This window comes from Thauera sp. 27 (assembly GCF_000310125.2).
GTDB classification, from domain to species: domain Bacteria; phylum Pseudomonadota; class Gammaproteobacteria; order Burkholderiales; family Rhodocyclaceae; genus Thauera; species Thauera mechernichensis.
The window spans coordinates 14989-28260 of the sequence record NZ_AMXB01000006.1; the positions used below are offsets into that span (position 1 = coordinate 14989).

Below are 13272 nucleotides of genomic sequence, written 5' to 3' on the forward strand. Positions count from 1 at the left end.
TCTTGCGGAGACAAAAGACAGGAGCAATCTATGACCGAGGTCAGCGCGCAGGCCCTGAGCCCGCCCTGGGACGACGCCTCGATCACCGCGATCCGGCGCGACATGCTGCGCTTCGCGCGCCTGCAACTGCGCGACAGCGCCGCGGCCGAGGACATGGTGCAGGAGGCGCTGATGGCGGCGATGACCGGCGCCAAGCGCTTCGCCGGGCGGTCGGCCTTCAAGACCTGGATGTTCGCGATCCTGCGCAACAAGATCGTCGATCACATCCGCGCGTCGGCGCGCGAGATCAGCCGAAGCGACCTCGCTGCGCGCGCAGAGGTCGATGCCGGCCTGGAGGACTTCGACGCGCTGTTCGAGCAGCGCGGCCACTGGAACCCCGATGACCGGCCATCGACCTGGTCGGACCCGGAGGCCTCTTTCGAACAGGAGGCGTTCTGGACGGTTTTCGACGTCTGCATGAACAACCTGCCCGAGCACATCGCTCGCGTCTACACGATGCGTGAACTTCTGGAACTCGAGACCACGGAGATCTGTGCGGAGCTCGGCATCACCAGCAACAACTGCTTCGTGATCCTGCACCGCGCGCGGCTTGGCCTGAGGGAGTGTCTGGAGAATCGCTGGTTCCAGGGAGAGGGCCGATGAAGATGCTGAGTTGCAAGAATGTGATGCGGCTCATGTCCGCAGGCTAAGAGCGCACGCGCGACGCTCGCCTGAGCGAGGGCAACGCGGGCGGCGAGCACGACGCGCCAGGTCTCTCCCGAACGGCTAGAATCGAGGCGCGCTGCCGCTCGGGAGTGCCCCAACTTCCATGGCGCCAGACCGGCAGCACCATCAAGGCTTGCACAAGGACGACATGAGCGGCGTCGATCGCGCCGCGGCGAGCACATTCACAGCGGAGGCCGGCATGGCAGCGAAGCACGAAGAGACACGCCACTACGCGCTGGCGACAGCCCTGCTGTTCGAAGGAGGCCGCGCCGCCTTGTCGGATTGCGGCTTCACCATCGAGCGTGCACTGCCGGACGAAGGACGTATCGAGGCGAGTGCAGGCGTTAACTGGAAGTCCTTCGGCGAAGACATCGAGCTCACGGTGCGGGACGGTGCCGTCCATGCGCGCAGCAGTTGCAAGGTGAGCACGACGGTATTCGACTTCGGCCGCAACAGGCAGAACGTCGAAGCGGTCTTCAGAGCGCTGGAGTCGTCCCTCGCTCGGCTCCCGGCAGGCCGACCCGATACCATCGTTGGCGTCGTCCCCGCTGCTGCGACAGGCCGGGCGCCCGTGCCCGGCGAGCTGACGCGCGAGGTCTTCGTCTCCTATGCCTGGGGCGGCGAGAGCGAGGCCTTGGTGGAGCGGCTCGAGCGCGCATTCGCAGAGCACGGCATCACGGTCGTGCGCGACAAGCAGGCGCTCGGCTACAAGGCAGATATCCGTGCCTTCATGGAACGGCTGGGCGGCGGTCGCTGCGTGATCGCAGTGATCGGCGACAAGTACCTGCGCTCGCCGCACTGCATGTTCGAGCTGATGCGGGTCGCCGCGCAGGGCAACTTCCAGGACCGCGTATTCCCGGTGCTGCTCGACGACGCGAAGATTCATCGATCAGTTGATCGGGTGCGCTACGTGCAGCACTGGGAAGCCGAGATCCGCGAACTCGACGAGGCCCTCAAGACCGTCTCGGCAGCCGACCTGAAGGGCTTCCGCGAGGACATCGACCGCTACGCCGAAATCCGGCGCACGATCGCCGAACTGACCTCCATCCTCGGCAACATGAACACGCTGTCGCCACAGATGCACAGCGAAAGCGATTTCGCCGCGCTCGTCGCCGCAGTCAGCGCGAAGCTGGGCGCACAAGATTGACGGCGGGCTGCTGGTTGCGGCCTGCTCATCGCTCGTCGCTGGTCTGTCCTTCGCGCAACCGAGCCATGGCCTTGCGCAGCACGTCCATGTGCTTGCCGTAATTCGTGCAACCGATGCACATGGCCGTATGCACCTTCAGCGACAGCCGCTCGCGCAGGCTGAGCGTGCGCTCATAGCGTTCGGACATGAGCCGCGTCACATCCTTGCAGTCCATCATCCTCATCGGACCTCTCCCTGGTAACGGCGATTCTCGAGACACGCCCGCAGGCCGAGCCGTGCCCGGTGCAGGATCACGAAGCAGGCCACGTGATCCGACCATATCGCGGGGCGATCGTCGGGGTTCCACAGTTCCCGCTGGTTGAACAGCACATCGAACTCGTCCGGCGTCGCGCAGTTGCATGCGCGCGAAGCGCAGCATCTCATGCCGGATCGCGGTGATCGAGGCGTCGTCCCAGGGCGGGTTACTGAACCGGGCGCTTGCCCGTGTTGCAGGCGCAGGCCCGTGACGGAGCTTGTGGTCGATCTTGTTGGCGCCAGCACATGCATGGCTCATTCTTCGCCCGAGGATTGATACTGGCGCATGAAACGCCGATCGATCCAGTCCTTCCATCGCCACGCCAGACGCCCGCTTGCCGCCACCGGCCCCCAGGAGACGATCGCCTCGCGTGGACCGGTGGCCAGCAGGTACAGGCTGCGGCGTTGCGGTCGATAGGCCTCGATGGGGCGCCCTTCCAGGGCACGCCGCAGATTCCCGCTCAACACCGGGCCCGCGCGCACCGCATAGACCCCCGACTTGGCATGCGGCGCATCGATGCGTGAGGCGGCGTCGCCCGCGGCGAACACGTTCGGGTGTGAAACGCTCTGCTGGCCTTCTCCCACAGCGAGGAAGCCATCCGGCGCGAGCGCCAGCCCCGATTGGGCGAGCCAGCCGGGTGGGCCCACGCCGGTTGCCGCGATCACCCACGCTGCGGCAAGCGGCGTCCCGGCTTCGGTCTCCAGTGCGGATGTGCCGGCACGTACCCGCTGTTCGACGAGTTCGACGCCCTGGCGTGCCAGCGCTGCGCGCGCGCGCTTGACGACCCCGGGCGCGTGCCCCGGCAACAAGCCACCCCCGCAGGCAAGCGTCACCCGCTGCACTGCGGCGCCGGTCTCGCGACGCAGTCGGTACGCGACTGCCAACGCGAGTTCGACGCCCGCCGCGCCGCCACCGATTACGGCCACCCGCGCCTGCGCGTCGTCAAGCAGCGTTGCCAGCGCCCGCTCCCATCGCGTCACGAAGGACTCGAGCGGGCGTACCGGCAGCAGCCCAGGGTGGTCCGACAGGCCTTCATCCATGGCGAGGCCGGCACCGGTGTCCAGCGACAGCACGTCAAAGTCGATGCGGCCGCCTTTTGCCAGCGTGACATGGCCCCGCTTCGCATCGACTGCGCACACGACATCCTGGACGACGCGCACACCCGCGGCAGCTGCCAGCGGCAGGACGGGGGCGACGCAGTCCTCGAGGCGGTAGTGCCCGGCGATCCAGCCCGGCACCATGCCGGAGTAGATCTGGCGCGGGTAGGGCGTGACGAGGACGACCTCCACGCCCGGCCAGCGCGCCGCGCCGAGCGTGCGCAGCACGTGCAGGTGGGCGTGCCCGGCGCCGGCGAGGACGAGGCGCTTCATGCCTGCTCCGGCGTGGCGACCAGCGCGCGCAGCGCCGGCATGCCTGCGGCCAGACGCTCGAAGTCGGCCGGGCGGTCGACATCCCACAAGGGCGCGGTTTCGTGCCAGTCGAGACCGAGGTTTTGCAGGCGCAGGCGCGTCTGCGCCATGACGCGATCCGTGCTCCAGTCGATGGCCTCGAACAGGCGCGGATCTGCACGCCGCAGCGCGATCAGCACATAGCCGCCATCCTCCGCGGGGACAAGCACCGCGTCGTGGCGGCCGAGGGCGTCGGCCACCTGCCGGATCAAGCCGGGCGTCAGCGCCGGGCAGTCGGTGCCTATGATCAGCGTGCCCGCCGGCGTGCGCGCTGCGGCAACTGCGGCATGCATGCGTGCGCCAAGATCCCCCTGTGGCTGGGGCAGCAGGCGGACATCGCCGAAGGCCCGGCAGCGCTGGAAGTCGGGGTGGGTTTCGTCGGGCGCACACCACAGGCTGAGCGGCCCGATGTCGGCGCTCACCGCCGTGGCCACCGCGCGCTGCAGCAGCCAGCCTTGCAGCGCCGCCGCGCCGGCCGCGCCGAGGTGCGGAATCAAGCGGGTCTTGCACAGGCCGGGCAGCGGCGCCTTGGCCAGGATTGCCAGTTCCATGCGCGTCGAGGCGTCGTCGTTCATCGCGGGGTGTATCCGTAGGCGCGCGCAAGCGCATCCGGCGAGGCACCGAGCCAGAAGCGAAGCCGCAGCCACCACATGGTCAGCACCGTGCGCACCAGCCCATGACGCGCCCAGCGCCGGCCGGACGTCTCCACCCGCTGGCGCAGGCAGGCCGGGCGTGAGCGCGCACGCAAGCGCTGCGAGAGCACGATGTCCTCCATCAGCGCGATCTCGGGAAAGCCACCCGCCGCCGCGAAGGCCTCGCGTGTGCAGAACATGGCCTGGTCTCCGGTCGCGATGCCGGTGATGCGCGAGCGCAGGTTCATTGCCCAGGCGACCACCGCAATCCCCGCGGGCCCGTCCACGATGCGAACGTCGAAGCGCCCCCATGCGGCACCGCTTGCGCGGGCCTGGCGCACGGCCGACATCGCGTCGGGGGGCAGGGTCGTGTCGGCATGGAGAAAGAGCAGCACCCCGCCGCGCGCGCAGGCTGCACCGGCGTTCATCTGCCGCCCGCGTCCACGGCCTGTGCTCAAAAGCCGATCTGCCAGGGGAGCGGCCCGTTCGACGGTGTCGTCCCGGCTGCCACCGTCGACCACGATGAGTTCGACCCCCTGCCTGCGCAGCGCCTGCAGCGACTGCAGGCGCGCGACGATGCCGGCGGCCTCATCGAGCACCGGCATCACGATCGACACGTCGTTCTCAGCGCCATCGTGCACGGACCTTGGCGTCCGTTCCGGCGCCTGCATCGGATCACTCAACTTTCAGCCTCCATCCACGGCCCCAGGCTGCGGGGTGTCACAGTCGCCTGCATCGGCGACGAAGCGGAGCTGCGCAAAGCCGGCACGCGCCACGCTCGCAGTGTTGTCCGTATCGGAAGCCAGCGCCAGGCCGCTGAGCTTCGCCGGCAGGTCGCCGAACGCGCGCCGGAAGTCCTCGGCGACATTGCGCCGCTCCAGCACCCAGCGCCCGGCATCCTCCGCGCCCGATCGCAGCACGAGCATGCGTGTGCGATCGGTGTAGGCATTGTCGCGCAGCGTGCCGATCGGGTGGCGGTTGTCCCACACGTAATTGAGCGCGGCGTCGGGTACCTGGTTGCCGTAGATCGAGCGCGCAAGGGCCAGCTTGGTGCGGGTGCCGAAGCCGAGCGCCTCGGGTGCCACGTCGAAGCTCAGATACACGCGCGCCGCGTAATCGTCACCCGCCTTGCGCGTCATGTCGGCGTTTGCCACTGGGGCATCGACCCGCCACAGCCAGCACAGGTGCGGCGTTGCCGCGAGGTCCACCTCGAGCGGGCGGCCGAGCAGCGCCATGCTGCGCTCGGCCAGCGCCTCGACGGCAGGCACGCCGTCCCACTCGCGCAGCGTGTAGCGAGTGGGCGGGATGCGCTCGTCGAGCTGCTGGATGCGCCAGGGCTCGGGCGGCGGTCCCTCGCCGTCAAAGCGTCCTACCCAGACGGTGGCGGACAGCGTGCCAGGGGCGACCAGCATGAGCAGCAGGCCTGCGGCCCATGAGACGTGACGGTGCCGATTCATTCGATGGGCTCGAGTTGGGTCTTCATGCCTCGGGTGTTCAAGAGCGGGGTGTTGATGCGCCTGTGTTCGGCGTTGCACCGCATCCGGGTGTCGACACCTATCCGCGGCGCCAGGTGTGGAAGCGCTCCACCCACTGCAGCAGGCGCTCGGGGGCGTGAGCCCGCTTCCAGGTGCCGGCCACGTACTTGTTGGCTTCGGCCAGGGTCGGATAGATGTGGATGGTGCCGAGGATGCGGTTGAGCCCGATGCCCTGCTTCATTGCCAGCACATACTCGGCGATGAGGTCGCCCGCGTGCTCGCCGACGATGGTCACGCCCAGGATGCGGTCCTTGCCGGGCACCGTCAGCACCTTGATGAAACCGTGTGCCTCGCTGTCGGCAATGGCACGATCGAGGTCGTCGATGCCGAAGGTGCTGAGTTCGTAGGCGATGCCCTGTTCGCGTGCTTCCTGCTCGTTGAGTCCGACGCGGGCAACCTCGGGCTCGATGAAGGTGGCCCAGGGGATGACGCGGTAGTCCGCCCTGAAGGTCTTGATCGGGTCGAACAGCGCGTTGACCGCGGCGTACCAGGCCTGATGCGCGGCGGTGTGGGTGAACTGGTAAGGCCCGGCCACGTCGCCCGCGGCGTAGATGCTCGGATAGTTGGTCTGCAGCAGCGCGTTCGTCTCGATCGTGCGGCCACAGCGCACCCCGAGTTCCTCCAGCCCGTAGCCCCGCAGGTTGGCGCTGCGCCCGAGCGCGATCAGCACGGTGTCGAAGGGGATGCGCACCTCCTTGCCCGCATGCTCGGCAATCAGGATTTTCTGTTCGCCGTCCTTGATGAAGGCCTTGGCCTGGTGCTCGAGGCGCAGGTCGATGCCCTCGGCGCGAAAACGCTGCATTACCAGCTCGGAGACATCGGCGTCCTCGCGCGGCAGCAGGCGCGGCCCGCGCTCGACCTGGATGACCTGGGCACCGAAGCGGGCGAAGGCCTGGGCCAGCTCCGAGCCGATCGGCCCGCCGCCCAGCACCAGCAGTCGGCACGGCAACTTGCGCAGCGACCAGACCGTGTCGGAGGTGAGGTAGCCCGTATCCTCGATACCGGGCAGCTCGGGCACCGTCGGGCGGGCGCCTGTGGCGATGACGATGGCGCGTGTGCTGAGGCGTCGGCGCTCGCCGTCGGCGGTATCGATCTCGACTTCCCACGGCGACACGATGCGCGCAGCGCCCTGCACTACGTCGACCCCCAGCCCGGTGTAGCGCTCGGCCGAATCGTGCGGCTCGACCTGGGCGATAATGCGCTGCACCCGCTCCATCACCTCGGCGAAATCGAAGCGCGCATCGGCCGAGGCAATACCGAACTCGGGCGCGCGCGCGACGTGCGACAGGAACTTCGCCGAGCGGATCAACGCCTTCGAGGGCACGCAGCCGGTGTTGAGGCAGTCGCCGCCAAGCTTGTGGCGCTCGACCAGCGTCACCTTGGCCTTGACCGCTGCGGCGATATAGGACGTGACCAGGCCGGCGCTGCCGCCCCCGATCACCACCAGGTTGCGGTCGAACTGTTTCGGCTGTGTCCAGCGCGCATTGACCCGATTGCGGCGGACGCGCTCCACTACGCGCCGCGCAATCAGCGGGAACACGCCCAGGATGGCGAAGGAGCCGAGCAGGGCGGGCGACAGGATGCCGCCCAGGCTGTCGATGCGCGCAAGCTGGGTGCCGGCATTCACATACACCACGGTGCCCGCGAACATGCCGAGCTGACTGACCCAGAAGAAGGTCCAGGTGCGCATCGCCGTCAGGCCCAGCAGCAGGTTGACCAGAAAGAACGGAAACACCGGCACCAGGCGCAGCGTGAACAGGTAAAACGCACCTTCACGCTTGATGCCCTCGTCGATGGCCGCCAGGCGCTGGCCGAAGCGCTGCCCGACCCAGTCACGCAGCAGGAAGCGGGCGATCAGGAAGGCGGCGGTGGCGCCGAGGGTGGAGGCGAAGGAGACGATTACCGTCCCCCACAGCAGCCCGAACACGGCGCCGCCGGCCAGCGTCAGCAAGGCCGCACCGGGCACCGACAAGGCGGTGACGGCCACGTAGATGAGGAAATAGACGGCGACGCTCAGCACCGGATTGTGGTCGCGATAGTCCGCAATGGCGGCCTGCTGCGCCTTCAGCGTCTGCAGGTTGAGGTACTGGCCAAGATCGAACAGGAAGAAGCTGCCGATCGCGGCGGCAAGGGTCACGAGGACGGCGAGTTTGCGAGGATTCATCTGGATGTCTGCCAATGCGCTCAATGCTCGAGCGCGCCGCCGCAACTGCTGCCCTGGCCGGCGGTACAGCCATAGCAATGCTCGCCAACCCGGATTGTGCCGTCCTCCATGTCATTGCCCAGAAGATCGGGCAGATGCGTGGCCTGTGACCGAGCCCCGAGCGGCAGCCCTAGCATCTGATTGAAGTCACAGTCATGAACCTGCCCCTGCCAACTCACTGATACCAGCGCCCGACACATCACCCCGACCAGGTTTTCTGGCCGGTGGGCACCCTTGAGCAGGGCCATGTAGCCGTCGAACTGCCCGCGTGAGATCAGCTGGCTGCCGAAGCGCTGGATCGGCATGTTGGCGAGCGCGAACAACTGGTTGAACACGATGCCGTAGCGCGCCGCCAGCTCGCGCTTGTACGCCTGCTCCAGCCCGTGCTGCTCGGGCGGGAGGCTGGGGCCGAGCGGGTTGTAGACCAGGTTCAGCACGAGCCCGGAGCCGGGCTGGCCGTAGCCGAGCGCGTTGAGCGTGCGCAATCCGTCGATGCTCTGCCGGAACACCCCGTCGCCGCGCTGGGCGTCGACGTTGTCCTCGAGGTAGCACGGCAGCGAGGCGACGACATCGACGCGCTGCGCGGCGAGGAAATCGGCCAGCCATTCGTAGCCCGGCTCGCCCAGGATGGTGAGGTTGCAGCGGTCGATGACATTCAGCCCCATCGCCCGCGCTTCGGCCACGAGCCGGCGGAAGTTGGGGTTCATCTCCGGCGCGCCGCCGGTGAGGTCCAGGGTGCGCACCCGGTGACGGCGCGCCACCTCGAGCAGCAGCGCCATCGTGTCCCAGCTCATTTCTTCCGTGCGGCGCGGGCTGGCGGCCACGTGGCAGTGCAGGCAGGCCTGGTTGCAGCGGTAGCCGAGGTTGGCCTGCAGCACCTCGAGACGGCCGCGCGTGAGCGCGGGGAAATCGGTCTTGACCAGCAGGGGGAAGGTGTCGCGCATTGGAGTGCTCCGGGTCGGTTTTTACCTTGGTCGGAGGCGCGCGCGAATCCTTACAGCAAATTTCACGAAACGACCGAAGCAAGGGCCGACGGCCGGAGCGGGCCGCGGCTCATGATCCGCTGCGGCCCTGTCTGGCTCGAAGGCCTGCCCAATTTAGCGCAACAGCAGGGTCGGGATAGTGGCGGCGCGCAGCAGGTCGGTGGTCTTGCTCCCGAACAGCAGCGCGCGCAGTGGCGAATGCGCGTAGGCACCCATGAGCAGCATGTCGATGTTGCGCGCCTTGACCTCGCGTGAAATCACCGCTTCGGGGTCGCCCGGGAGGATGTCGGCGACCACCTCGAAGCCCGCGGCGGTGAGGGTGTCCTTTGCCCAGGCGACCTGCTTCGGTGCGTCTGCGCTGTCCTTGCCAGCCATCACGATGTGGATCGGCAGGCCCTTGAACAGCGGGCTGCCGGCGATCATGTCCACGCCCTTGCGCGTCACCGCGCTGCCGTCGTAGGCGAGCATCACGCGTGCGGGCTCCTTGAAGCCCTCGGTGACGGTGAGGATGGGCTTGTGGATGGCGCGCACCACGCGCTCGACATTACGGCCGAGCGTGTTCGATCCTTCCGGCCGCGTTTTTGCGGCCGAGGCACCGCGCCGACCGAAGACGAAGAGGCGTACGTTGTCCTCCTGTTCGGCCAGGGTGTCGTCGAGCGCGCCGTGGCGCTGGCGCATGTCGGCCGAGGGGGCGCCTGCAGCCAGTGCGCGTTCGCGCAGATGGTTGAGGAAGATGCGCCCCTGCTCGCGCTTGCTGCGGGCGAGGGCGGCGTCCTTGTCGCTGAGGCTGTGCAGCAGGTGTTCCTGCGCGTTGAAGCCGATGGCGCCGCTGTGGTCGTCGCCCGAGCCTTGCTCGAGGTGGCGGTCGATCACGTGCAGGAGCTCGAGCGGTGCGTCCATGCGGCGCGCGGCCCAGGCTGCGTAGTCGGCGACGGTGTCGGCAAAGTGGGACTGGTCCACGCAGGCCAGCACTTTTCTGTCTTGCTTGTTCATGCTGTTCTCCTCAGTGGCCGGTGAGCAGGTCGGTGCCGTCGCTCTTGTCGTGCACGCCGAACTTGTCGACCATCGTCGCGCTGGCTTCGTTGAGGCCGACGACTTCGACATCGGTGCCTTCGCGGCGGAACTTCACCACCACCTTGTCCAGTGCGCTGACCGCAGTGATGTCCCAGAAGTGGGCGCGCGAGACGTCGATCACCACCTTGTCGATCACTTCGCGGAAGTCGAAGCTGGCGATGAAGGCGTCGGCCGAGGCGAAGAACACCTGCCCGGTGACGGTGTAGCGGCGCTGACGCCCTTCGTCCTCGGCAATCGAGCGCACCCTCAGGATGCGCCCCACCTTGTGCGCGAAGAAAAAGCCCGAGGCCAGTACGCCGACCAGCACGCCCTGGGCCAGATCGTGGGTGGCGACGGTGACCGCCACCGTAGCCATCATCACGATGCTGGAGCTGGGCGGGTGTTCGCGCAGCTTGCGGATCGAGTTCCAGTCGAAGGTGCCGATCGACACCATGATCATCACCGCCACCAGCGCCGCCATCGGGATCTGCGCCACCCAGTCGCCCACCAGCATCAGCAATGCGAGCAGGAACAGGCCTGCCGACAGCGTCGACAGCCGGCCGCGGCCGCCGGACTTCACGTTGATTACCGACTGGCCGATCATCGCGCAGCCGGCCATGCCACCGATGAAGCCGCTGGCGATGTTGGCCACGCCTTGGCCGACGCATTCGCGGTTCTTGTTGCTGGTGGTGTCGGTGAGATCGTCGACGATGGTCGCGGTCATCAGCGACTCGAGCAAGCCCACCACCATCAGCGTCAGCGAGTAGGGGAAGATGATCGCCAGCGTCTCCAGGTTGAGCGGCACGTCGGGGAGCAGGAACACCGGCAGGCTGTCGGGCAGCTCGCCCATGTCGCCCACGGTGCGGATGTCGAGGTCGAGCACGATGGCCACTGCGGTCAGCACCACGATAGTGACCAGCGGCGAGGGAATCGCCTTGGTTATGTAGGGAAACAGATAGATGATGCCCAGGCCGGCGGCGGTCATCGCGTACACGTGCCAGGTGACGTTGATCAGCTCGGGCAATTGCGCCATGAAGATGAGGATGGCGAGCGCGTTGACGAAGCCGGTGACCACCGAGCGCGACACGAAGCGCATCAGCCGGCCGAGCCGGATCCAGCCGGCGATGATCTGCAGCACCCCGGTGAGGACGGTGGCGGCGAGCAGGTACTGCAGGCCGTGATCCCTCACCAGCGTCACCATCACCAGCGCCATGGCGCCGGTCGCGGCCGAGATCATCCCGGGGCGGCCGCCCGTGAAGGCGATGACCACCGCGATGCAGAAGGAGGCATAGAGCCCGACCTTGGGGTCGACACCGGCGATGATGGAAAACGCAATGGCTTCGGGGATGAGGGCGAGCGCGACGACGAGACCCGCGAGCAGGTCGTTGCGAATGTTGGACAGCCAGTCCTGGTGGAGGGATTTCATTTGTCGTTATGAGTCCATCAAGTTTGCGCGCGTCCCGGGCAGGGGCGCGATGAACTCACGCGAGGCGGATTCGCATTGAAGCGCGGAGCCCTGGACGGCCGGGCACGCAGCCCGGCCGCATGGATTGGGGCCGATGCGGGCCGGCCATGTTGCGCAGCCCGTGCACGGATGAGTCAAGCGAACTCGTTGCAGCAGCCTCGCGCGAGCGGAAAGGGGTGGCGCAGCTCGCAGGCTGGGGCAGGGCTTACATGGGTCGCTTGTGGGCAGGCTTGTCTGGGGGGGGCGCGGCTCGGCGCAAGTACTTGGGCCGCGCAAGTGTGGCGGATTCTAGCAATGATGCTGCGCCGCAGCAAGGTCGGCAGGCTGTATCGAGGCCTGAGCGAAGTCATGGCACCCGACCGGGCGTTGTCGCGGCGACGCCCTATTTGCGGCCAAATAGTCGCATCATTGCGGTGAGGCTTCTTGTGTGGGGTGTCCCATGGATGGCAACAGCTTCTGGCGCAACGAGTGGAAACCGCTGGCGCTGATCGTGGGCGTTTTCATCGCCTGCTTCTACCTGCCGGTCGAGGCTCTGCAGGGCTGGGACCGGCTGCATAACGCCTTCTGGGAAGCGCTCTATCTGGTGCGCTGGTATGCCGAAGAGCATGTGCTGCTGTGCCTCATCCCTGCCTTCTTCATCGCCGGTGCAATCGCGGTCTTTGTCAGCCAGGCGGCGGTGATGAAGTACCTCGGGCCGGCTGCACCCAAAGGCATGGCCTATGGCGTGGCTTCGGTGTCGGGGACGATCCTGGCCGTGTGCTCCTGCACGGTGCTGCCGCTCTTCGCCGGCATCTATCGCATGGGCGCGGGCCTGGGGCCGGCGATCGCCTTTCTGTATTCCGGGCCGGCGATCAATGTCCTGGCGATCATTCTCACCGCCCGCATCCTGGGGCCGGAGCTCGGCGTCGCGCGCGGCATCGGTGCCGTGGTGTTCAGCGTGCTCATCGGCCTGATGATGGCCTTCCTGTACCGCAAGGAAGAGCTCGAGAAGCTCAATAACAAGATCGTGATGCCTGACGAGGGCCCGAGTCGGCCGTTGTGGCAGAACGCGGTGTTCTTTGGCGTGCTGGTCGCCATCCTGGTGTTCGCCAACTGGGCGAAGCCGGCGGTCGAGGAGGGGGCCTGGCACGCGATCTACGCGGCCAAGTGGTGGATCACGGGGGCGTTCGGCATTGCGCTTGCGGCCATCCTCGTCGGCTGGATGAAGATGTCGCACACACGCGTGTTGCTGGTGGTCGCCGCCGGCGTGGCAGCGGCGGTCGTGTTCGGCGAACAGCCGCTCGTGCCCTTTGCGCTGCTCATCATCGGTCTGTCGTGGATCACCAGCACCGACAAGGGCGAGGGCGCCGGCTGGTTCGCTTCGTCCTGGGACTACGCGAAGAAGATCCTGCCGCTGCTGCTCATCGGCGTGCTGATTGCCGGCGCGCTGCTTGGCCGTCCCGGCGAGGAAGGCCTGATCCCCTCGGAATGGGTGGCCTGGGCGGTGGGGGGCAATTCGCTGTCGGCGAACTTCTTCGCCGCCTTCGCCGGCGCCTTCATGTACTTCGCCACCCTCACCGAGGTGCCGATCGTGCAGGGCCTGATCGGCAATGGCATGGGCCAGGGGCCGGCGCTGGCCCTGCTGCTGGCCGGGCCGGCCCTGTCGCTGCCCAACATGCTGGTGATCCGCAGCGTGCTGGGCACGAAGAAGACGCTGACGTTCGTCGCCCTGGTCGTGGTGATGGCGACGATCAGCGGGATGCTGTTCGGCATGTGGGTGGAGAGGGGGCTGCCGGTTTCCTCGCTACCCGGCTGATCGCCTGCTCC

General features: G+C 67.5%; 12 protein-coding genes. 3 read left to right on the forward strand and 9 right to left on the reverse strand.

The window, feature by feature from the left end:
• The first annotated feature begins 30 nt into the window (after positions 1–30).
• Together B447_RS04250 and B447_RS22025 are read left to right on the forward strand one after the other, a co-directional pair.
• Positions 31–642: a sigma-70 family RNA polymerase sigma factor gene (locus tag B447_RS04250; protein WP_002936920.1), complete on the forward strand. Its 612-nt coding sequence runs from the start codon at positions 31–33 to the stop codon at positions 640–642.
• 262 nt (positions 643–904) lie between these two features.
• On the forward strand, positions 905–1852 hold the full coding sequence (locus tag B447_RS22025) for a toll/interleukin-1 receptor domain-containing protein (protein WP_083491417.1): 948 nt from the start codon (positions 905–907) through the stop codon (positions 1850–1852).
• 25 nt (positions 1853–1877) lie between these two features.
• Here the strand turns inward: B447_RS22025 and B447_RS04260 are convergent, their stop codons facing one another.
• The 9 genes from B447_RS04260 to B447_RS04300 all read right to left on the reverse strand — a co-directional run bounded on the left by B447_RS04260 (position 1878) and on the right by B447_RS04300 (position 11427).
• Positions 1878–2075 carry a zf-HC2 domain-containing protein gene (locus B447_RS04260; RefSeq protein ID WP_002936924.1) on the reverse strand — a complete coding sequence of 66 codons (198 nt, stop codon included), beginning with the start codon at positions 2073–2075 and terminating at the stop codon, positions 1878–1880.
• Positions 2076–2401: 326 nt separating this feature from the next.
• Positions 2402–3517, reverse strand: a complete 1116-nt coding sequence (locus B447_RS04265; protein ID WP_002936927.1) for an FAD-dependent oxidoreductase — start codon at positions 3515–3517, stop codon at positions 2402–2404.
• Complete coding sequence (locus B447_RS04270; RefSeq protein ID WP_002936931.1) at positions 3514–4170, reverse strand: TIGR04282 family arsenosugar biosynthesis glycosyltransferase; 657 nt, start codon at positions 4168–4170, stop codon at positions 3514–3516. Before B447_RS04270 ends, B447_RS04265 begins: the two co-directional genes overlap by 4 nt.
• Positions 4167–4868, reverse strand: a complete 702-nt coding sequence (locus tag B447_RS04275; protein WP_232431524.1) for a TIGR04283 family arsenosugar biosynthesis glycosyltransferase — start codon at positions 4866–4868, stop codon at positions 4167–4169. The genes B447_RS04270 and B447_RS04275 overlap by 4 nt, the downstream gene beginning before the upstream one ends.
• A gap of 45 nt (positions 4869–4913) precedes the next feature.
• Positions 4914–5684, reverse strand: coding sequence for a DUF3047 domain-containing protein (locus tag B447_RS04280; RefSeq protein ID WP_002936935.1), 771 nt, complete (start codon positions 5682–5684; stop codon positions 4914–4916).
• 97 nt (positions 5685–5781) lie between these two features.
• The gene (locus tag B447_RS04285) at positions 5782–7926 is read right to left on the reverse strand and encodes an FAD-dependent oxidoreductase (RefSeq protein WP_002936939.1); all 2145 of its coding nucleotides are present in this window, start codon (positions 7924–7926) and stop codon (positions 5782–5784) included.
• 20 nt (positions 7927–7946) lie between these two features.
• A complete protein-coding gene (gene arsS, locus B447_RS04290) occupies positions 7947–8909 on the reverse strand; it encodes an arsenosugar biosynthesis radical SAM (seleno)protein ArsS (RefSeq protein ID WP_002936942.1) in 963 nt (320 codons plus the stop codon).
• 153 nt (positions 8910–9062) lie between these two features.
• Entirely contained in the window at positions 9063–9941 is an 879-nt protein-coding gene (locus B447_RS04295; protein ID WP_002936945.1) for a universal stress protein, read from the reverse strand.
• A 10-nt stretch (positions 9942–9951) separates the two neighbouring features.
• Positions 9952–11427 (reverse strand): SulP family inorganic anion transporter, encoded by a 1476-nt coding sequence (locus B447_RS04300; RefSeq protein ID WP_002936948.1) that lies wholly within the window; start codon positions 11425–11427, stop codon positions 9952–9954.
• A gap of 478 nt (positions 11428–11905) precedes the next feature.
• On the opposite strand from B447_RS04300, the gene B447_RS04305 reads away from it, so the two are divergent.
• Positions 11906–13261, forward strand: coding sequence for a permease (locus B447_RS04305; protein ID WP_002936951.1), 1356 nt, complete (start codon positions 11906–11908; stop codon positions 13259–13261).
• Positions 13262–13272 lie beyond the last annotated feature (11 nt).

Bases quoted from the DNA above. Each gene is read 5' to 3' on its own strand.
- B447_RS04280 (WP_002936935.1), bottom strand. From the start codon at position 5,684: ATGAATCGGCACCGTCACGTCTCATGGGCCGCAGGCCTGCTGCTCATG.
- B447_RS04260 (WP_002936924.1), bottom strand. From the start codon at position 2,075: ATGAGGATGATGGACTGCAAGGATGTGACGCGGCTCATGTCCGAACGC.
- B447_RS04265 (WP_002936927.1), bottom strand. From the start codon at position 3,517: ATGAAGCGCCTCGTCCTCGCCGGCGCCGGGCACGCCCACCTGCACGTG.
- B447_RS04250 (WP_002936920.1), top strand. From the start codon at position 31: ATGACCGAGGTCAGCGCGCAGGCCCTGAGCCCGCCCTGGGACGACGCC.
- B447_RS04285 (WP_002936939.1), bottom strand. From the start codon at position 7,926: ATGAATCCTCGCAAACTCGCCGTCCTCGTGACCCTTGCCGCCGCGATC.
- B447_RS04270 (WP_002936931.1), bottom strand. From the start codon at position 4,170: ATGAACGACGACGCCTCGACGCGCATGGAACTGGCAATCCTGGCCAAG.
- arsS (WP_002936942.1), bottom strand. From the start codon at position 8,909: ATGCGCGACACCTTCCCCCTGCTGGTCAAGACCGATTTCCCCGCGCTC.
- B447_RS04295 (WP_002936945.1), bottom strand. From the start codon at position 9,941: ATGAACAAGCAAGACAGAAAAGTGCTGGCCTGCGTGGACCAGTCCCAC.
- B447_RS04300 (WP_002936948.1), bottom strand. From the start codon at position 11,427: ATGAAATCCCTCCACCAGGACTGGCTGTCCAACATTCGCAACGACCTG.
- B447_RS22025 (WP_083491417.1), top strand. From the start codon at position 905: ATGGCAGCGAAGCACGAAGAGACACGCCACTACGCGCTGGCGACAGCC.
- B447_RS04305 (WP_002936951.1), top strand. From the start codon at position 11,906: ATGGATGGCAACAGCTTCTGGCGCAACGAGTGGAAACCGCTGGCGCTG.